Here is a 23,217-nt window from a genome sequence, read left to right as displayed (position 1 = left end):
ATACAAACCCGAGAACCCTTTTCACTCAGCGCAGCTTCTTGATGCGTTCGCTCGGGCTGATCACGTCCGTCAGGCGGATGCCGAACTTCTCGTTGACCACCACCACTTCGCCGTGGGCGATGAGCGTGCCATTGACCAGCACGTCCAGCGGCTCGCCGGCCAGGCGATCAAGCTCGATCACCGAACCCTGGTTCAGTTGCAGCAGGTTGCGGATGTTGATGTCGGTGCTGCCCACTTCCATGGAAATCGACACCGGGATATCGAGGATCACGTCCAGGTTCGGGCCTTCGAGGCTCACCGGATCGTTGTTTTTCGGCACGCTGCCGAACTCTTCCATGGGCAGACGGTTGGACGCGGAATTGCCGGAATCGGCGGCCAGCAAGGCATCGATATCGGCCTGCCCGGCATCACCGGTTTCTTCCAGGGCTGCTGCCCACTCATCGGCCAGAGCCTGGTCGTCTTGCGTGTTCATTTGTCAGTGTCCTCGGCGAGCAAAAATTCAGAATTCGTTTAATCGCGAATGGGTACGAGCGCCGGTCAACGGCGCTCGATCGGCTCGATCACTTGCAACGCCAGATTGCCCTTGTGCGAGCCCATCTTGACCTTGAAGGCCGGCACGCCGTTGGCGCGCATGATCATTTCTTCCGGCATGTCGACCGGGATCACATCCCCCGGCTGCATGTGCAGGATGTCGCGCAGGCGCAACTGACGACGAGCCACCGTCGCACCGATCGGCACGTCGACGTCCAGCACGTCCTGGCGCAGGGCGTTGACCCAGCGCTCGTCCTGATCGTCGAGATCCGACTGGAAGCCGGCGTCGAGCATTTCGCGCACTGGCTCGATCATCGAGTACGGCATGGTCACGTGCAGGTCGCCGCCACCGCCATCGAGTTCGATGTGGAAGGTCGACACCACAATGGCCTCGCTCGGGCCGACGATGTTGGCCATGGCCGGGTTCACTTCCGAGTTGATGTACTCGAAGTTGACTTCCATGATCGCCTGCCAGGCTTCCTTCAAATCGACGAACGCCTGCTCAAGCACCATGCGTACCACGCGCAGTTCGGTCGGCGTGAATTCACGCCCTTCGATCTTGGCGTGGCGGCCGTCGCCGCCGAAGAAGTTGTCCACCAGCTTGAACACCAGTTTGGCGTCGAGGATGAACAGCGCGGTGCCGCGCAGGGGTTTGATCTTGACCAGGTTGAGACTGGTCGGCACGTACAGCGAGTGCACGTATTCGCCGAACTTCATCACCTGCACGCCGCCGACCGCCACGTCCGCCGAGCGACGCAGCATGTTGAACATGCTGATGCGTGTGTAGCGGGCGAAACGCTCGTTGATCATTTCCAGGGTCGGCATGCGTCCACGGACGATGCGATCCTGGCTGGTCAGGTCATAGCTTTTGACGCTGCCGGGTTCGGCAGCGTTTTCGGTCTGTACCAGACCATCGTCGACGCCATGCAACAGCGCGTCGATCTCATCCTGGGACAGCAGGTCCTGCACGGCCATGTCGTGTTCCTACTGCAGTACGAAATTAGTGAAAAGCAACTGTTCGATCACCACTTTACCGAGCTCTTTCTGCGCCACTTCCTGGACACTGGCGGTAGCTTTCTGCCGCAGCATTTCCTGGCCGACCGGCGAGGCGAGGGTCGCGAAGTCCTGCCCGGAGAACAGCATCACCAGGTTATTGCGGATCACCGGCATGTGGACCTTGAGCGCCTCCAAATCCGCCTGGTTGCGCGCGAGCATGGTGATGCTCACTTGCATGTAGCGCTGGCGACCGTTCTGGTTGAAGTTGGCCACGAAAGCCGGCGCCATCGCCTCGAAAATCGCTGGCTGCTTGCCGACAGGAGCGGTTTGTTCCACTGCGGCGGCAGGCTTGCTCTGAGCGCTGTGCATGAAGTACCAGGTCGCCCCCACGGACACACCGATCGCCAGCAGCAGGGCCAGCACGATCACGATAATCAGCTTGAGTTTGCCTTTGGTTGCGGGGTCTTTTACTGCTGCGTCGCTCTTCGCCATGCCAATAATCCGTCACTATTCGGGTTTTCACAGTCGCACGGCAAGGCAAGAGCAAGTGTTATGCCAGAAGTATCGGGAAGAGCTGGGCGGACCGGCTTCGATCGGAAGATCACCACGAAGCCACTGTGGGAGCGAGCTTGCTCGCGATGGCATTTTAACAGTCAACATTTTCATCGACTGTTACACCGCTATCGCGAGCAAGCTCGCTCCCACAGGGTTAGGTGTTCGTTTGGTCAGGCGTAGTAATCGACCGCGCTGGAGCCGATCACGCTGGTGGTATTGACCGCCGCTTCAGCGACGCTTGGGGTGATGTCATCATCCATTGAATCGAGGCGACCGCCGCTGGCACTGGTCCGCCCGCTCTGACCTTGCCGGGCTTGTTCCTGCCCCTGCTGCGAACCACGGGACTGGTCCGAAACGTTGACATCGACCTGCCCCATGCCCTGCTGCGCGAACATGTCGCGCAAGCGATGGACCTGCCCATCCAGCGCCTCACGGACGCCCGGATGCGCACTCATGAACGTGACCTGGGTCTGTTGATCGGGAACCATGTTCACCCGAATGTCCAGACGCCCGAGCTCAGCGGGCTGCAACTGGATGTCCGCCGCCTTGAGATTGGCGCTGGACAGGTACATGACCCGGTTCACCACCTCTTCGGTCCACCCGCTCTGGTGCATGGCGATCGGCTGGTTCACCGGCAAGGCATTGGCTGTCTTCGGTGTGGCCGCCTGGGTCAGCGCTGCCAGACGGTTGGCGAAATCATCGACACGGGTGTCGCTGCTGGCGGACTTGAGATCCTTCAGGCCGTCATCGATCAAGCCGCTGAAAGCCTTGTCTTCACCCGGGCTGGTGTCGCTCTTGTCACCCTTAACATCCAACAGGGTCGCCATGCCGACGGCAAAATTTTGCTCTGGCGTCAGCTCTGCGTCAGCCTGGGCTTGCGCCTGTGTCGGTGCAGCCTTGGGCTGCGCCTGGCTGGAAGCCGATACGTGACCGCCCTGCTCCATCGCCAGGCGCACCGCCGGCAATGCGTCGAGCGGATCGGTCGAGGGATCGAAATCGCCCTCGGCAGTGGCCAGCGCTGGAGCGAGTACAGCCGTAGCCGTAGCGGCAACCGGCACATCAACGACAGGTTGCACGGTGTCGACCACGGCGGGGGCTACCGGTGCCGATACGATGGATTGCAATGTAGGATCAAGCGCCGGATCCAGCAGTGCGGCGTCAACGACCGGAGCCGGGTCGGCATCTGACGCATCATCGCCAGCGACCTTGTCGCCAGCCTGCACCGAACTCTCGGCAGGCAAGTATTTGCCGCCATCGGCAACCACCGGTTCCTCGGCGGCAGACTTGTCGTCACCAGCATCTTTGGTTCCGGCAACATCGCTGGTTTTGTCGCGACCCGGCTTGAGCGACGCATCCGCCAACGCAGTGGGTTTGCCTTGCGCCTGATCGGCGTAGACATCAGCGAAGCTTGCGGCCTTGCCCCCGGGCTCAGAGGTCTGCGCCGGAGGATTGGCGGAGCCAGCTTGAGTCTTGGCCTGCCTGGAGGCCTGAAACAGAATATCGGGGGTAACGGGCATGAAACGGTCTCCGCTGCACGGGGCTCGTAAGTACAGTTGGATGAGTTGACTGCAAAAGTCGAGCCAGTTTCACTCGAAGAGGACCAAATGCAGCGTGTGCTCAGATTTTCGCCGGGCAACGCTGTCGTTCAGCTTCGTACAGAGGCCGGATACCGGCGAACTCGCGATCGATTTCGCCGACCAGTTCCTGAACGGCGGTGCATGGCAAACTTCTGGCCTGCAGCTCAAGTTGATGGCACAGCTCGGTCAGCCTCAGGGCGCCCATATTGCTGCTGCTGCCCTTGAAGCTATGGGCGGTTTCAACCAGCAGTGCAGCACTGTCAGCCGTTCTCAAGACTTTCAGGCGCTCTTCGGAGTCCGCAAGAAAGATATCCAGCAGATCCGGATAGCCCCCTTCCATCACTTCCTGCAATACGCTCAGCACGTCGCGATCCACATGTGTGTCGTCCACTTGCTCACTCCTTGATCAAGAATGCGCGGATTATGCCAGAGCCTCCCAGATAAACTCCACGCGTGCACTTCGACCATTGTCGCTCCAGCGGGCATTACGCCCCAACTGGCGGATCAGACTGACCCCACGCCCCGACAGGCGGACGTCTTCCAAAGGTCTTGCGATCACCCGCTCGACATCGAAACCCTTGCCGCTGTCTTCGATGTGAATGGTCAGGCAACCGCCATCGTCCGTTGGCGTCACCTGCAAATGCAACCGTACATAACCATCCAGCAGCTCGTCCAGCCGGGTATTGCGCTCTTGATAATATCGCGCAAAACCCGAGGCATCGCGCTTGAGACTCGAATCCAGCCCCAGCACGCCATGCTCCAGCGCATTGGAGTAGAGCTCCGCCAGCACGCTGTAGAGCGCACCGCTCTGAGCCCGAAGACCATGGACCTCAAGCAACAACTGCAACAGATAGGGTAACGGATTGAAGCGCTTGAGCGTGGCGGCGCGAAACTCGAAACTTACCGACCAGTCCAGCGGGCAGGACTGGCCGCTGTCGGAGTAGACCAACGCCGGCGGAGTGATTTGCGTCGACTCCAGCAGGCTGACTTCGACCATACTGACATCGTCACGCGCTTCACCGCCGAAATGACGCAGCGCCTGCTCGATCTCTTCGAACAGCGCATTCGGATGCCGATTGGCGGCAAACACTTGCTGCAATCGCTGCGCGCCAAACAGTTGATCATTGGCGTCGCAGGTATCGATCACCCCATCGGACAGCAGAAACACCCGATCCCCGAGGGCCATGGGATACACGTCGGTACGCTCATCGAAGGATTCCGGGCTCAGCACACCCAAAGGCAGGTTCCGCGCCGGCAGAGGCGTTCGCTCGCCACTGGCAACGCGATGCAGGTAACCGTCCGGCATGCCGCCATTCCAGACTTCCACCGAACGACGCTGAAAACTCAGGCACAGCAACGTGGCACAGCAGAACATGTCCACCGGCAGGATGCGCTTGAGCTTGGCATTCATCTCGCGCAGGATTTCCGCCAGGCCATAGCCCTTGGCGGTCATGCCGTAGAAGACCTCGGCCAAGGGCATCGCACCCACTGCCGCTGGCAAACCGTGGCCGGTGAAATCGCCCAGCAGCACGTGCATGTCTCCAGCCGGGGTGAACGCGGCCAGCAACAGGTCGCCGTTGAACAGCGCATAGGGCGATTGCAGATAACGGATATTCGGAGCGGCATTCAGGCAGCCGGAGTGCGCCACCTTGTCAAAAACGGCCTTGGCCACCCGTTGCTCGTTGAGCAGGTAGTCGTGGTGCCGGGCGATCTGGTCACGCTGTTGCAGCACCGTGTCCTGCAAGCGCCGCAAGCGATCCATCGCCTTGATCTTGGCAGCGAGAATCACCTGGTTGTAGGGCTTGGCCAGAAAGTCGTCACCGCCGACTTCCAGGCAACGGGCCAGGGCTTCGCTTTCGGACAACGACGTGAGGAAGATGATCGGCACCAGGGTTTCCCCGGCCAGAGCCTTGATCTGCCGGGCCGCCTCGAAGCCGTCCATGACCGGCATCATCGCATCCATCAACACCAGGTGCGGTCGTTGCCGGCCAAACACGTCGACCGCTTCCGCGCCGTTGGCCGCCGTCAGCACGTTGTGCCCCTGGCGGCGCAGGATGCTCGACAACAGCAGGCGATCGGCGGCGCTGTCCTCGGCAATCAGGATCGTCAGCGGCTCCAGTGGCTGCATGGCAATCAACTGATGTCGAACAGCTTGTCGAAGTTGGAGATGGCGAGGATCTTGCGCACGTCGGTACTGCTGTTGACGACGCGGACATCGGAGTCGTCGCCACCGGCGTGATCACGCAGCAAAAGCAGCATGCCCAGCGCCGAGCTGTCGAGGTAAGTGGCGTCTTTCAGGTCGACCACAACCGCCGATGGCTGTTTATCTTCGTAGGACTGACGAAACTCCTGATGCTTGGCGAAATCGAATCGTCCCTTGACCGATATCGTCAGTTTTTGCCCATCCGGAGAGAGTTCTGTAACGACTGACATTTCATGGCTTCCTTGTCATTGGTAAACCCGCTTGCACAAGGTTTAGCATTTGGTAGAGGTTGGAGCAAGGCGGTAGGTTGTGGTGACTGTCGAATCGTTATCGCTGTAAACCTGACATCCCCGTGCGCTCACAGGTTCATCGCGAGCGAGTTCGCTCCTACAGGTGATCCTGCCGTGGCAGGCGCTGGGACAATTCATCCAACAGTTTCTGTTCGCGCCGGTCTTCAAGCGCCCGCGCCTCATCGGCATAGCGCTGAACCAGCTTGCGCAAACCCTCGACCCGGGCAAACGCCTGCTGCCAGGTTTCCCGGGCCTTGTTCAGGTTGTTCTGATGCCAGGCCAGGCTTTGCCGCTGCTGGTCGATGGCCGTGCCCAGTTGCGCGAGAAAGCCCTGATAGCCCAGCAACCATTGGCCCGAGACGCCGCCGCTGCCGCGCACGATCCATTGTTCCTGATAGTCGAGACGGAAGGCTTCGAGGTCGGCGAGTTTGCTTTCGGCCAAACGCACTTGCCCCTGAAAGTGCCCCAGGCGCTGGACTGCGGTTTTCTCGGCCTTTTCGGCCATTTCCACCACGGGGGCCAGGCGCCCTGCCCGAGTCTGGGCCATGGCCGGTTAGCCGCCCGCCGCGGGCGCGAAGATCGACGCGAGGTAAGCTTCGCTTTCGCCCAGGCTGATGCTGTCGTTGAGCCCCTGGCGCAGGTATTTGACCAGCTGCGGCTGCAAGGAAATCGCCAGGTCGGTCTCGCGGTCGCCGCCAGCGACGTAGGCGCCGACGCTGATCAGGTCGCGACTCTGCTGATAGCGCGACCACAATTGCTTGAAATACTGTGCTCGCATCATGTGCTCCGGCGACACCACCGCCGGCATCACCCGGCTGATGGATGCCTCGATATCAATGGCCGGGTAATGCCCTTCCTCGGCCAGTCGCCGGGACAGCACGATGTGCCCGTCGAGCACGCCCCGCGCCGAGTCGGCAATCGGGTCCTGCTGGTCATCGCCTTCGGACAGCACGGTGTAGAACGCGGTGATCGAACCACCGCCCTTCTCGGCATTACCGGCCCGCTCCACCAGTTTCGGCAGCTTGGCGAATACCGACGGCGGATAACCTTTGGTCGCCGGCGGCTCGCCGATGGCCAAGGCGATTTCCCGCTGGGCCTGGGCGAAACGGGTCAGCGAATCCATCAGCAACAGGACGTTCTTGCCCTTGTCGCGGAAATATTCGGCGATGCGCGTGCAGTACATGGCGGCGCGCAGTCGCATCAGCGGCGCATCGTCCGCCGGGGACGCCACCACTACCGAACGCTTGAGCCCTTCTTCACCGAGGATGTGCTCGATGAATTCTTTAACTTCACGCCCCCGCTCACCGATCAGCCCGACGACGATAATGTCGGCCTCGGTAAAGCGCGTCATCATCCCCAACAGCACGGACTTACCGACACCGGTACCGGCGAACAGGCCGAGCCGCTGGCCGCGGCCGACCGTCAACATGCCATTGATGCAACGGATGCCCACGTCCAGCGGTTCGCTGATCGGTTCGCGCTTGAGCGGGTTGATGGTCGGGCCGTCCATTGGCACCCAGTCTTCGGCCTTCATCCCGCCCTTGCCGTCCAGCGCACGACCGGCGCCATCCAGCACCCGCCCGAGCATGCTCATGCCCATGGGCAGGCGACCGGTATCGGCCAAGGGCACCACTCGGGCACCGGGCGCGATGCCGGCGACACTGCCGACTGGCATCAGGAAGACTTTACTGCCGGAGAAGCCCATCACCTCGGCTTCGACCTGCATCGGGTGATAGCTGTCGTCGTTGATGACCATGCAGCGGCTGCCCATGGCGGCGCGCAGACCTTCGGCTTCAAGGGTCAGGCCGACCATGCGCAGCAAGCGGCCTTCGAGGATCGGTGCGCCCTCCAGTCCCGTGGCCTCGGCATAGCTGCCCAGGCGCTTGGCGAAACTGGTGCGTTCAAGGCGCATCGGGAACATCCTGAGCCGGTGCGACCACAGGCTTACTTTCGATCGGCAGTTCCAGGCTCAGGTCCGGCGCGGCCGGGTGCAAGGCCTGCTCGTGCAACTGATCGAACAGCTTGTCCATCACCCGCGCGACACGGGTTTCGACCGTGGCGTCGATGCGGCTGTGTTCTGTCTCGACCCTGCAACCGCCAGGCAACAACGCTTCGTCCTCGACGATGCGCCAGGTTTCTTCATGACGTTCGCGCAGGGCTTTGACCTGTTCGAAATCCTGCGGATTGATGTACAGCCGCACATTGCCCACGCCCAGCGGCAAGAGCTTGAGCGCCTCGCGCATGACGTGTTCGATCTGCGTCGAGTCGATGGCCAGTTCGCGCTGAATCACCTGTCTGGTGATGTGCTGCACGAGGTCGACCAGGGACTTTTCAATCTCGGTGTCCTGTTCGGCAATGGGCTCGAACAGGTGCGTCATCAGTTGCTCCAACGCCGCAATCTTGGCGGTCAGGGCCATTTCAGCCTCCTGACGGACCTTGAGCGTGGTGCTGTGGAAACCTTCCTTCTCACCCACCGCGAAGCCTTCGTTATAGGCTTCCTGGCGAATGCTTTCGAGCTCTTCAAGGGTCAGTGGCTGGACTTCCTCCAGCGGCACCTCCTCCATTTCCGGCGGTTCGGGTTCAGGCTCAGGTTCCGGCTCGGGCTCCGGCGGGTCGAAACTGGGCAGCGCCCAGGTATCGAAGCCACTGACATCCCTGGCCCGGATCAGGTCAGTGGGTGCATCATCATTCTTGACCATGGTGTTAGATCATTTCCTCGCCGCCCTTGCCGCCGAGAACGATTTCCCCGGCTTCGGCCATACGGCGGGCGATGGTGAGGATTTCCTTCTGCGCGGTTTCCACGTCGCTGACGCGCACCGGGCCCTTGGCTTCCAGGTCGTCGCGCAACAGTTCGGCGGCACGCTTGGACATGTTCTTGAAGATCTTCTCCTTGACGCCTTCGTCCGACCCCTTGAGGGCCAGCACCAGCACATCGGAGGACACCTCGCGCAGCAGCGCCTGAATCCCGCGGTCGTCGACATCGGCCAGGTTGTTGAACACGAACATGAGGTCTTCGATCTGACCGGACAGGTCTTCGTCGACTTCGCGGATCGAGTCCATGAGCTGGCCTTCGATCGAGCTGTCGAGGAAGTTCATGATGTCCGCCGCGCGTTTGATGCCACCCAGGGTGGTGCGCGAGGCATTCGAGTTGCCGGAGAACTGCTTCTCGAGAATCTGGTTGAGCTCTTTCAGGGCCGCTGGCTGTACGGTGTTCAGCGAAGAGACCCGCAGGATGATGTCGAGCCGCACCTTGTGGTCGAAGTTGCCGAGCACTTCACCGGCCTGGTCCGGATCGAGATACGCCACCACGATCGCCTGGATCTGCGGGTGTTCATAACGGATCACGTCGGCGACGGCGCGCGGTTCCATCCACTTCAGGCTGTCGAGGCCGCTGGTGTTGCCACCGAGCAGGATGCGGTCGATCAGGCCGTTGGCCTTGTCTTCGCCAAGAGCCTGGGTGAGCATCTTGCGCACATAGTCGTCGGAGCCGACGCCCAGGCTGGTCTGGTCGCCGACGATATCGACGAACTCGCTCATCACCTGTTCGACCTGCTCGCGGTGCACATTACCCATCTGGGCCATGGCCACACCCACGCGCTGAACCTCTTTGGGGCCCATGTGACGCAGCACCTGGGCAGCGTCGGTGGACCCCAGGGACAGCAACAGGATTGCGGCTTTGTCGACCTTGGACAGTTTGGCGGCAACGGCTCGGTTATCACTCATCTGCGTTAATCCACTCTTTCACGACCTGGGCCACACGACCCGGGTCTTCTGCCACCAGACTCTTGATTGCGTTCAACTGAGCGTCATAGCCTTCGCTCGGGCTCGGCAACAGGATGCTGGTCGGGCCACCGAGGCTGACACGGTCGTTGGCCAGTTCGCCATCCAGACCGCCCATGCCACCCAACTCGACGTCGCTGCCGATACCGGCCAACTGCTTGCCCTTGCCACCACCGGTAATATTGTTGAGCACCGGACGCAGCACACCGAATACCAGCACCAGAATGAACAGCACACCCAGCACTTGCTTGACGATGTCCCAGAACCACGGCTGGGAGTAGAACGGAATTTCGGCAATCGCTTCACCGCGCTCGGCGGAGAACGGCATGTTGATCACGCTGACGCTATCACCACGGCTGGCATCGAAGCCGACCGCGTCCTGAACCAGGCGAGTGAAGCGCGCCAATTCATCGGCGCTCCATGGCGCACGGGTGGTTTCGCCGCTGGCCGGATTGATCTTGACCTGATCATCGACCACCACCGACACCGACAGGCGATTCAACCGGCCCTGCTGCTGCTTGGTGTGGCTGATGGATCGGTCGAGCTCGAAGTTCTTGGTCGATTGTTGACGCTTGTCTGCCGGGTACGGAGCGAGCATCGGCTGACCGGTGGCCGGGTCCATGATTTGCTGGCCATTGGCATCAACCAGCGGCTGGCCCGGCTGCACCATGCCGGCTGCCCCCGGAGTGCCGCCGGTGGTTTGCGGTGCGGAGGCCGGCGCTGGAGGCTGGTTGCTCAAGGCACCCGGCACGCCTTGCGGGCCATTGCTGGCGGTACGTTGTTCGTTGACCGACTGCTCGCTGCGCAACGCCGGTTGATCCGGGTTGAATTGCTCGGAAGTCGATTCGACCGCACTGAAATCCACGTCGGCCGAGACTTCGGCCTTGTAACGGTCGTTGCCCAGCACCGGCTGCAGGATGTTGTGCACGCGCTGAGTGAGCATGCTTTCCATGCGACGGCTGTAGTCGAACTGCTTGCCAGCCATGGTCAGTTCGGAGTTTTCCGCCTGATCGGAGAGCAGGTTGCCCTTCTGGTCGACCACGGTGATCTGCGATTTGCTGAGTTCGGGAACGCTGGTCGCTACCAGATTGATGATGGCAACGACCTGGCCTGGCTCGAGGGAGCGACCGGAATAGAGTTCAACCAGAACCGAAGCGCTTGGCTTGCGTTCGTCGCGCACGAACACTGAACTTTTCGGGATCGCCAGGTGTACGCGGGCACCCTTGACGTTGTTCAGGCTGGAAATGGTGCGGGCCAGTTCGCCTTCGAGGCCGCGACGGTAGCGGGTCGCTTCCATGAACTGGCTGGTGCCAAGCCCCTGCTCCTTGTCGAGGATTTCAAAACCGATGTTGCCGTCGCTGGGAGTGACACCAGCGGCCGCGAGCTTGAGCCGCGCTCGGGACAGGTCATCGGCCTTGACCAGCAAGGCACCGGAATTGGGTTCGACGGTGTACGGGATATCGGCGGAGGCCAGGGTATCCATGACCTGCTTGGCGTCCATGCCGGCAAGGCTGCCGTACAGAGGCCGGTAGTCCGGTTGCTGGGACCACAACACCACGGCAAAACCAATCGCCACGCTCGCCGCCAGGCCGACCAACAGGCCCACCTGACGCAACATGGTCATCTCGGAGAGGTTTTCCAGGAAGGACAACCCGAACAGCGGCGGTTTGCCGTCTATTGGAGTGGCCTTGGCCGGAACGTTATCGGCGACTGCTTCTGCCATGACTCAATCTCGTCCTTTAAACCGGCATCTGCATGATGTCTTGGTAGGCCTGAACCAGTTTGTTGCGCACCTGGGTCAATGCCTGGAAGGACACGCTGGCTTTCTGCGATGAGATCATCACGTCTGTAAGATCGACGCCGCTTTTGCCGATTTCGAACGCACTGGCCAACTGCGTGGAAGCCTGTTGGGTGTCGTTCACTTTATTGACGGCCTGACCGAGCATGTCGGAAAAGCTGCTGCCCGACACTTCAGGAACGGCAGTCGATTTCGGCGCAGACATGGCATCCATTTGCATGGCGCGCATATCCAGCATCAACCGATTGAATTCAATACCTTGGCTCATGGTTTCTCTCTTTGACGACCCGCAATTTTTTGACACTCACTCGGCGGGTCATGAGGTGTTAGCAACAAGGGTGCCAGCTCCATGGCCTTGTTTCACAAAAGCCCTTCTCATCGCCGCTACCCCCTGTAGGAGCGAGCTTGCTCGCGATGAACTGAAGAACGCCGCGTTTATCCTGACGCCCCGCATTATCGTTAACGACCATCGCGAGCAGAGCTCGCTCCTACAGGAACAGGATCAGGTGGCGAACAGATAGGCTTCCACATCCATACCGGCATCGCGCATTTGCGCCAGCTTGTAGCGCAGGGTCCGCGGGCTGATACCCAGGCGCTCGGCCGCCTCTTTGCGACGACCGCGCTCGGCGCGCAGGGTATCGATGATCATCTGGAATTCACGGCGACGCAGATCATCGCCCAGCGCCCCGGCCGACTCGGCCTCGACTTCCACTGGACGCACCGGCGCCTGCGCCAACGCAGGTAATGGAGCGCAAGCCACCGGCCCGGCCAGGCAGAAATCCTGCGGCTGGATCAAGCCACCCTGCTGCAGAATCAACGCTCGCTGAATCGCGTTGTCCAGCTCACGCACGTTACCCGGCCACGGATAAGCGATCAGACACGCCTGGGCCTCGGGGGACAATCTGGCCGGTGAATGCTTCATTTTATTGACGTGCCTGGCCAGCAGACGCTCGGCCAGCGGCAGGATGTCGGCGGTACGCTCGCGCAACGGACGCCAGGCCAGGGGAAACACCGACAGGCGATAGTAAAGATCTTCACGGAAGCGCCCCGCTGCCACTTCACCCGCCAGGTCGCGATTGGTGGTGGCAACCACGCGAATGTCCAGCGTGATCGGCTTGCGCGCCCCAACCCTTTCGACCTCACGTTCTTGCAGTACGCGCAGCAATTTGGCCTGGAGCCCCAGGGGCATTTCGGAAATTTCGTCGAGCAGAATGGTGCCGCCGTCGGCCTGCTCGAACTTGCCGGCTTGCGCGGCAATGGCACCGGTGAAGGAGCCCTTCTCGTGCCCGAACAAGGTCGCTTCGAGCATGTTGTCCGGGATCGCCGCACAGTTGATCGCAATGAATGGCTGATTGGCGCGATGAGAATGCTGATGGATGTAGCGCGCCAGCACTTCCTTGCCCGTGCCCGACTCACCCGAGATCAACACCGTGGAATCGCTGCGTGCGACCCGCGCTGCCAATTCGAGCAACTGCGCGCTCGCCGGCTCGAATGCTATCGGCCCTTCACCCTCAGCCAGGCCGAGACTGCCCAGGGCATGACGCCCCACCAGATCGAGCAACGCCTTGGGCTCGAAAGGTTTGACCAGATAGTCCACCGCACCTTGGCGCATCGCATCGACCGCACGCTCGACCGCGCCGTGAGCCGTCATCAGCAACACCGGCAATTGCGGCTGCCGCGCTCGCAACAGGCCCAGCAACTGGTGGCCGTCCATACCCGGCATGTTGACGTCGCTGATCACCAGGCTGAAGGCCTCGCCGCCGACGGCAAGCAACGCCTCCTCTGCCGAACCCACCGCCTTGTAATCGTGCCCCGCGAGCAATAGCGTATCGGCCAGCGCCTCGCGCAACGCGCGGTCGTCCTCGACCAGCAGAACCTTGATACCCATCTGTGTCACTCCGCTCCTTGAGCGCTGCTGAACAACGGCAGGATAACCTGCGCGCAAGTGCCGCGACCGAGTTGCGAGCGCAACTGCAATTGTCCCTGATGAGCACGCGCCACTGCCTTGACCACGGTCAGGCCAAGACCTGTACCAGTGGCCCTGGTGGTAAAAAAGGGTTCGCCCAATCGCGCCAGAACGGCGGCATCGATACCGGAGCCACTGTCGCTGACGCACAGGCGCAGGTAATTGCCACGGGTATAGAGGTGAATCTTGAGGCGCAATGGACCGGCACTGGACTGAATGGCGTTCTCGATCAGATTGAGGATCGCACCGACCAGGGTGTCGCGATTACACAGCAACTCCCCCGAATGACTGTCGCACTGCCAGCGGATCGGCAGATCCTGTACGTGGGTCAGCGCCGCCGCTTGCAACGATTGCATCAACTGAGCGGGCGTCACGCGATCGGTCAGCGGCAACTCGCCCCGGGCGAAAACCAGCATGTCGCGCACCTGGTGCTCCAGCTCGTGCAGGCGCTCCTTGAGGCGCCCGGCAAAGCGCTGCTGGGTAGCGACCGGCAGCTCTTGCTCGGTCAAATGACTGGCATACAGCAACGCGGCGGACAACGGCGTGCGTATCTGATGAGCCAACGAAGCGACCATGCGCCCCAACGACGACAGCCGCTCATGACGGGCCAGTTGATCCTGCAGGTGACGGGTTTCAGTCAGGTCGTTGAGCAACACCAACTGGCCAGGCTCGGCGTCCAGCGAGCGCGTGGCGATCGACAGGCGCCGACCATCCTTGAGGGAGACTTCATGACCATCGTCTTCGCGCGGCGCAAAACAGCGGGCAATGACGTGGCGCCACAATTCACCTTCCAGCGGCAACCCCAGCAACTCGCACGCCGCCGGATTGGCTTCGCGCACGATGCCCTGGGCGTCAATGACGATGACCCCGCCGGGCAAGAGATCAAGGAGGTTTTGCAGGCGATTGGCCAGGCGTTCTTTTTCCGCCAGCTCCTGCATGCGCTGGGCACTGACCACTGCCAGTTCACCCTTGAGCTCGGTTACCCGGGCTTCAAGCATGCTGTAGGAATCGGTCAACTGACTGGACATCTGATTGAACAGCGAAAATGCCTGCTCAAGGCCAAGCCGGCTCGCCAGCTCTACGGACGACGGTTGTCCCGAAGCATCAAGGACAGGAGACATCTGGGCGGCTTGGGGCATCGTGCTCTCTCGCTTGGCTGACCGTCAGTGAAACGGAACGTTGCGAGGGACGTAGCAATACCCGTGCCTAAAAAAAACTTCTTATAAATGAACGAGTTGAAAAACAGGCGTCAATCATCCGCCTGCTCGTCTCCATCACGACGGCTCATGCCGTACTTGCGCATCTTTTCCACCAGCGTGGTACGACGAATACGCAGGCGCTCGGCCGCACGCGCCACAATGCCGTTGGCATCGTCCAGCGCCTGCTGGATCAGCCCCTGCTCCAGACCACCGAGGTAGTCCTTCAGGTCCAGACCTTCCGGAGGCAACATGGCATTGGCGGTAAAGTCCTGGGTATGGCCGTTGATGGCCACGCGCTCTTCCAGATCGCTGCGCAGGCTGTCGACCATTTGCTCGTCTTCATCGTCGACGTAGCGGAATTTCTTCGGCAACTCGACCACGCCGATCACGCCGTATGGGTGCATGATCGCCATGCGCTCCACCAGGTTGGCCAATTCGCGGACGTTGCCCGGCCAGCCATGACGACACAGCGACATGATGGCCGCCGAGTTGAAACGGATCGAACCGCGCTTCTCGTGCTCCATGCGCGAGATCAGCTCGTTCATCAGCAGCGGAATGTCTTCGACGCGCTCACGCAGCGGCGCCATCTCGATAGGGAACACATTCAGGCGGTAGTACAAATCTTCGCGGAAGGTGCCGATCTCGATCATGCTTTCGAGATTCTTGTGGGTCGCCGCAATGATGCGCACGTCGACGCTTTGGGTCTTGTTGCTGCCCACGCGCTCGAAGGTGCGCTCCTGCAACACGCGCAGCAACTTGACCTGCATCGGCAGCGGCATGTCGCCGATTTCATCGAGGAACAGGGTGCCGCCGTTGGCCAGCTCGAATCGACCGGCGCGGCTGGTGATCGCCCCGGTGAAGGCGCCCTTCTCATGGCCGAACAATTCGCTTTCCAGCAACTCGGCCGGAATCGCCCCGCAGTTGACCGGCACGAACGGCGCTTCGCGGCGCTTGGAATGGTAATGCAGGTTGCGCGCAACCACTTCCTTGCCGGTGCCGGACTCACCGAGGATCAGCACGCTGGCATCGGTGTCGGCGACCTGCTGCATCATCTGGCGGACGTGTTGAATCGCCCGGCTGGTGCCGACAAGGCTGCGGAAAAGATTGGGCTCGCGATGACGACCGCGCTCGCGGGCCTGGTCGTACATCTCGCGATAGACCTGGGCACGGTGCAGCGAATCGAGCAATTTGCTGTAGCTGGGCGGCATTTCGAGGGTCGAAAGCACTCGCCGACGCTGGTCTTCCGGCAAGTCAATGGAAGAATTATCGCCCATTAACAAAACCGGAAGGAACTCATCCCATGTCGAGAGTGTCTTAAGCAAGCCCAGAAGTGCACCAGGAGCATTGACCGTCCCGATGAGGACACAGATCACTTCACGACTTGACGACAAAGAGCCGACAGCCTGCTGCCAGTCATGGCTACCGCAGGGTAAATTTTCTTCGCCGAGAAAATTCAAAATCACCGCCAGGTCGCGGCGGCGGACGCTATCGTCATCAATCAGCAGAATTTTGGTTTCACGCCACATGCAATAGCAACTTCCCTAGTCAACTCAATGCCCAAAATGCTGGGGCAAGCTAAACGCTTGCAGGCCTTGTATGCCTGAAGACGACTGAAATCTGGAACCAGCCACTAGTTAAGTCAAAAATCCGTGCACAGTCAAATTTATGGCGCACTTGTTTGGATTAACCGGGTTTTATTATCCAAACAGATGGTAAACCTTTGCCGCGTTCCGCGCTTGCTGGATCTGAGACATTTCATCGACTATCGCCTGCCTTTCACCCATCGCGACCTCAAGCAGCTGCTTGTAGACATACAGCAGCTCCTCAAGATTGCTGCGCAAAACCTCTTCATCCAGCGAAGCCTCGCTCATGACATCTTCCATGCAGGAACGGCAATCCAGGTCCAATTGACCGATGGCCTCCCAGTCACGCTCGGCCAAAGCACCGACCAGCGCTTCACGAGTTTGCTCTATCCGCTGCAATACAAGACTCATGGCGATCTCCCTTAGAACTGCGGACCTGGCTCAGCAATGCCGTCCCAGCCTTCTTTCACCGTGCGCAACAAGCTCGCGACCTCATCGAGAATCTCCGGATCGCTGCTGATGTTCGCCTCGGCCAGGCGCTTCATCATGTAGAGGTAAAGGCTGTCGAGTTCACCCACGGCATCGGCGCAGTTTTCAAGATCCAGGCCTTCACGCAAACCACCGATGATGCCGATCGCCTTGCTGATCGACACACACTTGCCGGGAATGTCCTTGCGCTCCAGGGCGCCTTTGGCCTGGGCAATACGGTCCAGGCCACCCCCCATGAGCATCTGCACCAAACGATGCGGACTTGCTTCGGACGTCTGGGCGTGCGCACCCACTTTCTGATACTGCCGAAGGGCTAACATTGGATTCATGTTCTACCTCATTACCACAAAGACTCGTATGACCAGTGTATCGTCCGCGAGCCAGAGAACTTTAGATCAAAAGACAAAAACCCGGCACACGCGAAAATGCGTAGCCGGGTTTTTATCGTCAGTTCACGACTAGCTGTTGGACTTCTGGGCGTTCAAGGAAGTGAAGAACGAGGTGATGTTACTCGCCGTCGCTTTCATCTGCCCGACCAAAAGGTCCATTGCGTTGTACTTGGCGGTCAACGTCTTGGTCATGTTGGCGACACGCAAGTCCAGCGCAGTCTGCTGATTTGAAAGGTTCTTGCTCACGGTCTGCAGGCTGGTATTGCGCTGGTCAAGCAACCCGCCCGTCTGCACATAAGGCTTGATTACAGTGCCCATGCGCGCCAGCAGGCCGTTGGTAGCATTGCTACCGTTGAACAACTGCTGCACCTGGCCGCTCATGCCGTTGATGGCCATCGTCTTGTTGAACGCCGTTGTATCGAACGCCAGGTTGCCAGTTTTCTCATTCGTCAGCACGCCGATCTGCGACAGCACGGCCAATGGACCGCCCGCCCCGGGAGCGGTCAGCACGCTGCGAATATCGGAGATCAGTGTGCGCGACATCGAATCACCGGTAAACGCCGCCTGAACAGTCAGGTTGCCATCGGCATCCGCTGTCGCCTTGGACAGGGAGTTGATGGTGTTCATCAGGGTGTTGTAGGAATCAACGAACGACTGGATCGACGTCTGCAAACCGGTGGTGTTGTTCGCAACGGTGACGGTCGCCGCAGCCGGCGGCGTACCCGGGCTCACAGATGTCAGGTTCAGGGTCAGGCCACTGACCGCGCCGGTAACCGTATTGCTCTTGCTGGTCACTGCCAGTCCATCGATGGTCAGCGATGCATCCACCGCAACCCCGTTGACAGCTCCTGAACTGGAGGCCGAAGGGTTGGTGCCCATCGGTTGGGTGCCGTCGATTTCAAGGCCGGCGATACCGCTGACCGTCAGGTCGGAACCCGCGCCGGTCTTGGTGGAGCTGATCACCAGACGCGACGCACCCGTGCTGTCGGTCACGATGTTGGCAGAAATACCATTACTCGCCTGTGCAGAGTTGATGGCGTCCCGGGTGCTCTGCAAGGTCGCATTGGCTGGAATCGTGACATCGTAATCAGTGCCATTCTGACTGATTTTCAAAGTACCACTCGGAATGGCACTGGCGGCACCGCCGGCAAAAGAAGCACTGGCTACTTTCGAGCTGGTGGCCAGCTTATTCACAACAACGCTGTAAGTACCGGCAACGGCGGTATTGTCGGAAGTTGCACCCAGGATCGACGGGGTACCCGAAGTTGCGGTATAGCCCGCAAACGCAGGATTGGTCTTGCTACCGAGATTGGTCAGCGCCGTCTGAAAGGCCGTCAGTGCGCTTTTCAAGGAACCGACACCGGAGATCTTCAGCGTGTTGGTTTTGGTCTGGGTATCGATCTGCGTCTGTTTCGCCGATTTGTCGGCATTGACCAGCGCAGTAACGATCGCACCGATATCCAGGCCAGAGCCCAGGCCCGTACCCGGTAAAATTGGACTTGCCATTTTTCGTCTCCCTTCAGGTTGCTGCCACTCTTTTGACCTTTACCAGCGCCCAAAGAACGTACAAACACTATTCATGCCAGCCATCAAACTTTGGCATCGAACAATACATGGCTCGCATTGCTCAGGCTTTCCGCCAGTTTGAGGGCCTCGGCGGAGGGGATCTGTCGCACGACTTCGCCCGTTTCGCTTGCAATCACTTTGACGACGACCTTTCCGGACTGCTCGTCTATCGAGAACTCCAGATTGCGCTTGATCGACTGTACAAATTTTTCGATCTGCTGCACCGCCTGCTTCAAGTGAGTGTCATCCGTATCCAGCTTCTTTTCCGCCACGGGAGTCTCGCTGGCGACTTTAGGCTTTTCCGGCGCTTTATCCGAAACGGTGCTCGCTGGCTGGGGAGCCGGATAAGACACGCCAAGCTTTACGCTCATCTCCATGCCCATCACCTCTTAACGTAAAAAGCGAGAGAGCGTGACAAGCACACTCCCCCGCCCAAACTCTTGCCGAAATTACTGAAGCAGCTTCAGTACAGCGGAAGGCAGTTGGTTGGCTTGAGCCAGAACCGAGGTAGAAGCCTGTTGCAGGGTTTGCTGCTTGGTCAGGTTCGCGGTTTCTGCGGCGAAGTCGGTGTCTTGTACACGGCCTTGTGCAGCAGTGGTGTTTTCCACGATGTTCTGCAGGTTGGAGATGGTGCTGGTCAGACGGTTCTGCGAAGCACCCAGGTTTGCGCGGGTGGCGTTGATCGATGCCAGAGCAGCGTCGATCGCGGTGATCGCGTTGTCGATGTTGGCAGACAGGGTAGCGGAAGTTGCACCAGTCAGAACAACAGTACCGCTGCCTACGGACAGGGATACGGCGTCGAACTTGGAGCTCAGTACCAGGTCGATGCGGTTAGCCGAACCAGTGTTTGCGCCAACTTGCAGTTGCATGGTACCAGCGGTACCGTCCAGCAGGTTTTTGCCGTTCAGATTGGTGGAAGCAGAGATACGAGTGATCTCGTCAGACATCTGAGCGAATTCGGAGTTGGTAGCGGTCTGGTCAGCAGTGCTGTTGGTACCGTTACGTGCTTTAACAGCCAGTTCACGCATACGCTGCAGAATGTCGGTCGAAGCTTGCAGCGCGCCTTCAGCGGTCTGGGCAACGGAGATACCGTCGTTGGCGTTCTGCACTGCCTGATTGCCACCACGAATCTGTGCAGCCATGCGAGTTGCGATCTGCAGGCCAGCGGCGTCGTCTTTAGCGCTGTTGATTTTCAGGCCGGAAGACAGGCGAGCCATCGAAGTCGACAGAGCGTCGGTAGCACGGTTCAGGTTTTTCTGAACGTTCAGCGACGTGGTGTTGGTGTTTACTGTTAAAGCCATGACGAATTCCTCGTTGGTTGGGTACTGCGGCTTCCGGCCCTGGCAACCGCCGGGTATGGCCTAGAGAACCTTCGTATTAGTTATCGTCGGGTTGGCAGGTTGCTTGAGGGCTTTTTTTAAAAAAAATGCCATCACCCTGCCACCCCCGAGAAAACAAGGGCTTAGCGCCCCTCAACCGCGAAAAAATGACGCCATAAAACTGTCCGGCCCGAAAACGCCCGTGCCAAAGCTGTTGTTGCCCTCAGGCCGGCATGTTTTCGAGCAATTCGATCAACTCATATTCCATGAAATCGGCGAGCCCCAGCCAATCCTGGCGCTCCTGGCAGGCGAGCATTTGCCTGAGCAACGATGCCCACGCCTGCTGCACGTCCTGCGGCGCCTGCAAAAACAGGCGCTGCGCCTCATCGAACAGATCGACCATGTTCAACGCCGCTTCGACATCACGCCCCAAGCGAAACAAACCGGCGCATTGCCGGTATTCCTCGATACCTATCGCCTGATGCTTCATCGCACGAAATCCTGATTGAACTGCGTCCCGGCAATCATTGCCCCCGCCCGACTGCTGTTGAGGAAAAGGACCTGGGGATGCCTGGCAATGTAACGCTCCAGCTCGCACAGATAGCCGCGAAAATTCAACTGCGTCTTGACCTTCTGGCCATGACCATCGTGCACCCAGTATCTGGCCTGACTCACCGGCGGCCCCAGGTCACCATCGTTCCAGCCGGTGTGGGTCCGGTTCATTGGAAAGGCAAAGTCGGCACCGAAAAGCGTGATGCGCTGCGCGCCCATCTTCACCGCCAGATCCACGGCCGGGTGAATCACGCTGCCGCCCACGTTCAGCAGTGCACGGGGATGCTGTTCGCGCAACGAGGCGTAGATCGGGCTTGCGGAGTAACCACCGTAACGCTTGCCTTTCCAGGCATTGAGCATTTGTGGATCGCTCAATGGCAAGTACACCAGCGCAATATCCTCGGACGCATCACCGGGCAAGTGCAGCACGCTGATGCGCTGGTCGATGCTCACGACCAGGTCAGGCTTGATTCCGTGCTCGCGAAGGGGCTTGTAGGCCGTGTCCACACAGATGAACAGAGGTCGCGGGGATTGGTTGCGCACCGCTGCCAAGCGCTCGAAATTCCCTTCCAGGCTCGGCCCGGTGGCAATCACATAAACCTCGCGCCCGGGACAAGTGCCAAAGAGCCGAGCCACATCGTCATCGGCAAGCAGTAGTCCAAGGGTGTCCTGCAAGCGCTGCAGAATGACCGGCGACTGCGGGTCGAAATCACGATTGTTGAAACTCAAGTGCACTTCGCTGACCAGCCGATCACGAATCTTCGCACTGTGGTCATCGGCCAGCAGCATTTCGGCGGGCAAGGCAAAAAACGGCGTGAAGATGTCGGACAGATCGCCGGCGTAGAGCAATTGCACGCGCGGATCGCCCAGCCATTGGCGTTGATCGATCAGCTCCAGCACCAACAGGAAAAGCGCGCCGTTGAGAATGTGGACATAGAGTTTTTCAAGCCCGGCGCGTTCCAGCAAAACCGCAGGCAAATCGCCGAAGCCGGTGCCGTAAACGTGCAGCTGTGGCTTGTCGAGCGGGAGACTGGCGGCCTGCAGGCGGGCCTCGCGCAGACGACCATGACGGCTGGTGAGCTGGATGCCACCCACACACAGCGTCGAGTCCCGCCCCTCGATCAGGTCGACCTCGACGGCCAGGCGGTCTTCCGTTTTCAATCGCGCATACAGCGACGGCCAGCGACGCTGGATAACCTGAGCATTGTCTTCAAAGCATTCGCTCATGCTACCTCGCATTCCTTACAAGCAAAAAAGCGCTCAAGGTTAACCCTTGAGCGCTTTTTTGTACCGGCCTTTTTATTAAAAGACGTTCACTCAAGGACGATAGATAATCGCCGAACCCCATGACAGCCCCACTCCGAAACCGCTGAGCGCAACGCGCTTCCATTCGGAATCGAGAATATGCTTTTCCAGCAGCAATGGAATGCTCGACGACACCGTGTTACCGGTCTCGACCATGTCCTTGATGAACTTCTGCGGGCACTCTTCGAAGCGCCGCGCAACTGCGTCGACAATCGCCGCGCTGCCTTGGTGAATGCAGAACGCATCGATGTCGTCAGCGCTCAATTGCGATTCGCCCAGCAACTCATGCAAATGCGCCGGCACCTTGAGCAGTGCGAAATTGAACACCTGCCGACCGTTCATGAAGAATACGCCGTCGGTGACTTTCAAATGTGGGGCGCCGGAACCATCGGTGCCGAACTTGGCCTTGCCCAGTGCCCAGGTCGGGTTCTCACCCATCCAGGTAGCCGTGGCCGCATCGCCGAACAGCATGGTGGTGTTGCGGTCTTCCGGGTCGACGATCTTCGAATACGGGTCGGCAGTGATCAGCAGGCCGTTCTTCAGGCCAGCGGCCTCCATGAAGCCCTTGATCGCATAAATGCCGTAGACGTAACCGGAACAACCCAGGGAAATATCGAACGCGGCGACGTTGGTCGGCAGGCCGAGTTTGTCCTGCACGATGGCCGCGGTATGCGGCAGGCCTTCTTCGTCACCGTTCTGGGTGACGACGATCAACGCATCTATGGACTCGCGTTTCAAATCGGGGTTGCTGGCAAACAGCGCATTGGCCGCTTCAACGCACAGATCGGAAGTTTCCTGATCAACGCCCTTGCGCGGCAGGAAAGCCGAACCAATCTTGCCCAGGATGAATTCTTCATCCTTCTCGAATTTTGCACCTTGTGCGTAATTGTCCACGCCGGCTACAGGAACGTAGCTCGCAATGCTCTTTATGCCAATCATTACGGCTTCCCAATAATAAACAGCCCAATACCACCACTCGCAGGAATCGAGGGGCGCCGACAAACCTGGATTTGCGTCGCCCCAAGGCGACGGCCGGGAAGCGTAGAGGGCCATCACTGAACCCGATAAAGGGTCAGGCGCCATCTTCCCGGTCAATACAATACAGTGAAGATGCCCGTT

24 protein-coding genes are annotated in these 23,217 nt (G+C 59.8%); all 24 read right to left on the bottom strand.

All coding sequences use genetic code 11. The features are described from left to right. Window positions 1–25: 25 nt before the first annotated feature. A complete protein-coding gene (gene fliN / locus AC1RP7_RS19280) occupies window positions 26–472 on the bottom strand; it encodes a flagellar motor switch protein FliN (protein WP_015096241.1) in 447 nt (148 codons plus the stop codon). Window positions 473–537: 65 nt separating this feature from the next. Further along, entirely contained in the window at window positions 538–1,506 is a 969-nt protein-coding gene (gene fliM / locus AC1RP7_RS19275) for a flagellar motor switch protein FliM (RefSeq protein ID WP_015096242.1), read from the bottom strand. Window positions 1,507–1,515: 9 nt separating this feature from the next. Then, window positions 1,516–2,019, bottom strand: a complete 504-nt coding sequence (gene fliL / locus AC1RP7_RS19270; protein WP_090453839.1) for a flagellar basal body-associated protein FliL — start codon at window positions 2,017–2,019, stop codon at window positions 1,516–1,518. 233 nt (window positions 2,020–2,252) lie between these two features. Further along, window positions 2,253–3,599, bottom strand: coding sequence for a flagellar hook-length control protein FliK (locus tag AC1RP7_RS19265; RefSeq protein ID WP_493181668.1), 1,347 nt, complete (start codon window positions 3,597–3,599; stop codon window positions 2,253–2,255). A 100-nt stretch (window positions 3,600–3,699) separates the two neighbouring features. After that, on the bottom strand, window positions 3,700–4,050 hold the full coding sequence (locus AC1RP7_RS19260) for an Hpt domain-containing protein (protein WP_090453835.1): 351 nt from the start codon (window positions 4,048–4,050) through the stop codon (window positions 3,700–3,702). Between the two features lie 30 nt (window positions 4,051–4,080). Continuing rightward, complete coding sequence (locus AC1RP7_RS19255) at window positions 4,081–5,787, bottom strand: ATP-binding SpoIIE family protein phosphatase (RefSeq protein ID WP_493181666.1); 1,707 nt, start codon at window positions 5,785–5,787, stop codon at window positions 4,081–4,083. Between the two features lie 5 nt (window positions 5,788–5,792). Continuing rightward, window positions 5,793–6,092 carry an STAS domain-containing protein gene (locus AC1RP7_RS19250; protein ID WP_057715884.1) on the bottom strand — a complete coding sequence of 100 codons (300 nt, stop codon included), beginning with the start codon at window positions 6,090–6,092 and terminating at the stop codon, window positions 5,793–5,795. Window positions 6,093–6,249: 157 nt separating this feature from the next. Beyond that, window positions 6,250–6,699, bottom strand: coding sequence for a flagellar export protein FliJ (gene fliJ / locus AC1RP7_RS19245; protein WP_090453830.1), 450 nt, complete (start codon window positions 6,697–6,699; stop codon window positions 6,250–6,252). A gap of 6 nt (window positions 6,700–6,705) precedes the next feature. Beyond that, window positions 6,706–8,064, bottom strand: a complete 1,359-nt coding sequence (gene fliI / locus AC1RP7_RS19240) for a flagellar protein export ATPase FliI (RefSeq protein WP_057715886.1) — start codon at window positions 8,062–8,064, stop codon at window positions 6,706–6,708. Then, a complete protein-coding gene (gene fliH / locus AC1RP7_RS19235; protein WP_493181664.1) occupies window positions 8,054–8,851 on the bottom strand; it encodes a flagellar assembly protein FliH in 798 nt (265 codons plus the stop codon). The genes fliI and fliH overlap by 11 nt, the downstream gene beginning before the upstream one ends. A 4-nt stretch (window positions 8,852–8,855) precedes the next feature. Further along, the gene (fliG, locus tag AC1RP7_RS19230; protein WP_007983391.1) at window positions 8,856–9,875 is read right to left on the bottom strand and encodes a flagellar motor switch protein FliG; all 1,020 of its coding nucleotides are present in this window, start codon (window positions 9,873–9,875) and stop codon (window positions 8,856–8,858) included. Beyond that, complete coding sequence (gene fliF / locus AC1RP7_RS19225) at window positions 9,868–11,655, bottom strand: flagellar basal-body MS-ring/collar protein FliF (protein WP_057715888.1); 1,788 nt, start codon at window positions 11,653–11,655, stop codon at window positions 9,868–9,870. The genes fliG and fliF overlap by 8 nt, the downstream gene beginning before the upstream one ends. A 16-nt stretch (window positions 11,656–11,671) precedes the next feature. Next, window positions 11,672–11,998, bottom strand: a complete 327-nt coding sequence (gene fliE / locus AC1RP7_RS19220; RefSeq protein ID WP_057715889.1) for a flagellar hook-basal body complex protein FliE — start codon at window positions 11,996–11,998, stop codon at window positions 11,672–11,674. A 234-nt stretch (window positions 11,999–12,232) separates the two neighbouring features. Next, a complete protein-coding gene (locus AC1RP7_RS19215) occupies window positions 12,233–13,618 on the bottom strand; it encodes a sigma-54-dependent transcriptional regulator (protein ID WP_429521408.1) in 1,386 nt (461 codons plus the stop codon). Window positions 13,619–13,623: 5 nt separating this feature from the next. Beyond that, window positions 13,624–14,817 carry a sensor histidine kinase gene (locus AC1RP7_RS19210; protein WP_489340610.1) on the bottom strand — a complete coding sequence of 398 codons (1,194 nt, stop codon included), beginning with the start codon at window positions 14,815–14,817 and terminating at the stop codon, window positions 13,624–13,626. A 128-nt stretch (window positions 14,818–14,945) separates the two neighbouring features. Further along, the gene (locus tag AC1RP7_RS19205; protein ID WP_046037712.1) at window positions 14,946–16,421 is read right to left on the bottom strand and encodes a sigma-54 dependent transcriptional regulator; all 1,476 of its coding nucleotides are present in this window, start codon (window positions 16,419–16,421) and stop codon (window positions 14,946–14,948) included. A 171-nt stretch (window positions 16,422–16,592) separates the two neighbouring features. Next, complete coding sequence (gene fliT / locus AC1RP7_RS19200) at window positions 16,593–16,889, bottom strand: flagellar protein FliT (protein WP_056721566.1); 297 nt, start codon at window positions 16,887–16,889, stop codon at window positions 16,593–16,595. A gap of 11 nt (window positions 16,890–16,900) precedes the next feature. Further along, window positions 16,901–17,296 carry a flagellar export chaperone FliS gene (gene fliS / locus AC1RP7_RS19195; protein WP_090453820.1) on the bottom strand — a complete coding sequence of 132 codons (396 nt, stop codon included), beginning with the start codon at window positions 17,294–17,296 and terminating at the stop codon, window positions 16,901–16,903. Between the two features lie 129 nt (window positions 17,297–17,425). Continuing rightward, entirely contained in the window at window positions 17,426–18,862 is a 1,437-nt protein-coding gene (fliD, locus tag AC1RP7_RS19190) for a flagellar filament capping protein FliD (RefSeq protein WP_407515196.1), read from the bottom strand. An 83-nt stretch (window positions 18,863–18,945) separates the two neighbouring features. Then, window positions 18,946–19,299 carry a flagellar protein FlaG gene (locus AC1RP7_RS19185; protein WP_340315027.1) on the bottom strand — a complete coding sequence of 118 codons (354 nt, stop codon included), beginning with the start codon at window positions 19,297–19,299 and terminating at the stop codon, window positions 18,946–18,948. A 72-nt stretch (window positions 19,300–19,371) separates the two neighbouring features. Then, window positions 19,372–20,223, bottom strand: a complete 852-nt coding sequence (locus AC1RP7_RS19180; RefSeq protein ID WP_057715895.1) for a flagellin domain-containing protein — start codon at window positions 20,221–20,223, stop codon at window positions 19,372–19,374. 241 nt (window positions 20,224–20,464) lie between these two features. Further along, entirely contained in the window at window positions 20,465–20,731 is a 267-nt protein-coding gene (locus tag AC1RP7_RS19175; protein WP_057715896.1) for a hypothetical protein, read from the bottom strand. Beyond that, entirely contained in the window at window positions 20,728–22,020 is a 1,293-nt protein-coding gene (locus AC1RP7_RS19170; RefSeq protein WP_057715897.1) for a motility associated factor glycosyltransferase family protein, read from the bottom strand. Before AC1RP7_RS19170 ends, AC1RP7_RS19175 begins: the two co-directional genes overlap by 4 nt. 90 nt (window positions 22,021–22,110) lie before the next feature. Beyond that, window positions 22,111–23,037 carry a ketoacyl-ACP synthase III gene (locus AC1RP7_RS19165; RefSeq protein WP_056721553.1) on the bottom strand — a complete coding sequence of 309 codons (927 nt, stop codon included), beginning with the start codon at window positions 23,035–23,037 and terminating at the stop codon, window positions 22,111–22,113. Between the last annotated feature and the right edge of the window lie 180 nt (window positions 23,038–23,217).

The sequence above is a fragment of the Pseudomonas sp. GW822-FHT01E03 genome (genome assembly GCF_058802985.1).
The sequence above is the reverse complement of the archived record's forward strand: the minus strand, read 5'-3'. Positions and strand labels throughout refer to the sequence as shown.

What these genes read in the sequence shown, in the direction of transcription:
- fliE (WP_057715889.1), bottom strand. Translation starts at nt 11,998, where the DNA reads ATGAGCCAAGGTATTGAATTCAATCGGTTGATGCTGGATATGCGCGCC.
- AC1RP7_RS19250 (WP_057715884.1), bottom strand. Translation starts at nt 6,092, where the DNA reads ATGTCAGTCGTTACAGAACTCTCTCCGGATGGGCAAAAACTGACGATA.
- AC1RP7_RS19175 (WP_057715896.1), bottom strand. Translation starts at nt 20,731, where the DNA reads ATGAAGCATCAGGCGATAGGTATCGAGGAATACCGGCAATGCGCCGGT.
- fliT (WP_056721566.1), bottom strand. Translation starts at nt 16,889, where the DNA reads ATGAGTCTTGTATTGCAGCGGATAGAGCAAACTCGTGAAGCGCTGGTC.
- fliF (WP_057715888.1), bottom strand. Translation starts at nt 11,655, where the DNA reads ATGGCAGAAGCAGTCGCCGATAACGTTCCGGCCAAGGCCACTCCAATA.
- fliN (WP_015096241.1), bottom strand. Translation starts at nt 472, where the DNA reads ATGAACACGCAAGACGACCAGGCTCTGGCCGATGAGTGGGCAGCAGCC.
- fliJ (WP_090453830.1), bottom strand. Translation starts at nt 6,699, where the DNA reads ATGGCCCAGACTCGGGCAGGGCGCCTGGCCCCCGTGGTGGAAATGGCC.
- AC1RP7_RS19170 (WP_057715897.1), bottom strand. Translation starts at nt 22,020, where the DNA reads ATGAGCGAATGCTTTGAAGACAATGCTCAGGTTATCCAGCGTCGCTGG.
- fliS (WP_090453820.1), bottom strand. Translation starts at nt 17,296, where the DNA reads ATGAATCCAATGTTAGCCCTTCGGCAGTATCAGAAAGTGGGTGCGCAC.
- fliG (WP_007983391.1), bottom strand. Translation starts at nt 9,875, where the DNA reads ATGAGTGATAACCGAGCCGTTGCCGCCAAACTGTCCAAGGTCGACAAA.
- fliL (WP_090453839.1), bottom strand. Translation starts at nt 2,019, where the DNA reads ATGGCGAAGAGCGACGCAGCAGTAAAAGACCCCGCAACCAAAGGCAAA.
- fliH (WP_493181664.1), bottom strand. Translation starts at nt 8,851, where the DNA reads ATGGTCAAGAATGATGATGCACCCACTGACCTGATCCGGGCCAGGGAT.
- AC1RP7_RS19165 (WP_056721553.1), bottom strand. Translation starts at nt 23,037, where the DNA reads ATGATTGGCATAAAGAGCATTGCGAGCTACGTTCCTGTAGCCGGCGTG.
- AC1RP7_RS19185 (WP_340315027.1), bottom strand. Translation starts at nt 19,299, where the DNA reads ATGGAGATGAGCGTAAAGCTTGGCGTGTCTTATCCGGCTCCCCAGCCA.
- AC1RP7_RS19265 (WP_493181668.1), bottom strand. Translation starts at nt 3,599, where the DNA reads ATGCCCGTTACCCCCGATATTCTGTTTCAGGCCTCCAGGCAGGCCAAG.
- AC1RP7_RS19180 (WP_057715895.1), bottom strand. Translation starts at nt 20,223, where the DNA reads ATGGCTTTAACAGTAAACACCAACACCACGTCGCTGAACGTTCAGAAA.
- fliI (WP_057715886.1), bottom strand. Translation starts at nt 8,064, where the DNA reads ATGCGCCTTGAACGCACCAGTTTCGCCAAGCGCCTGGGCAGCTATGCC.
- fliD (WP_407515196.1), bottom strand. Translation starts at nt 18,862, where the DNA reads ATGGCAAGTCCAATTTTACCGGGTACGGGCCTGGGCTCTGGCCTGGAT.
- AC1RP7_RS19255 (WP_493181666.1), bottom strand. Translation starts at nt 5,787, where the DNA reads ATGCAGCCACTGGAGCCGCTGACGATCCTGATTGCCGAGGACAGCGCC.
- AC1RP7_RS19205 (WP_046037712.1), bottom strand. Translation starts at nt 16,421, where the DNA reads ATGTGGCGTGAAACCAAAATTCTGCTGATTGATGACGATAGCGTCCGC.
- fliM (WP_015096242.1), bottom strand. Translation starts at nt 1,506, where the DNA reads ATGGCCGTGCAGGACCTGCTGTCCCAGGATGAGATCGACGCGCTGTTG.
- AC1RP7_RS19210 (WP_489340610.1), bottom strand. Translation starts at nt 14,817, where the DNA reads ATGTCTCCTGTCCTTGATGCTTCGGGACAACCGTCGTCCGTAGAGCTG.
- AC1RP7_RS19215 (WP_429521408.1), bottom strand. Translation starts at nt 13,618, where the DNA reads ATGGGTATCAAGGTTCTGCTGGTCGAGGACGACCGCGCGTTGCGCGAG.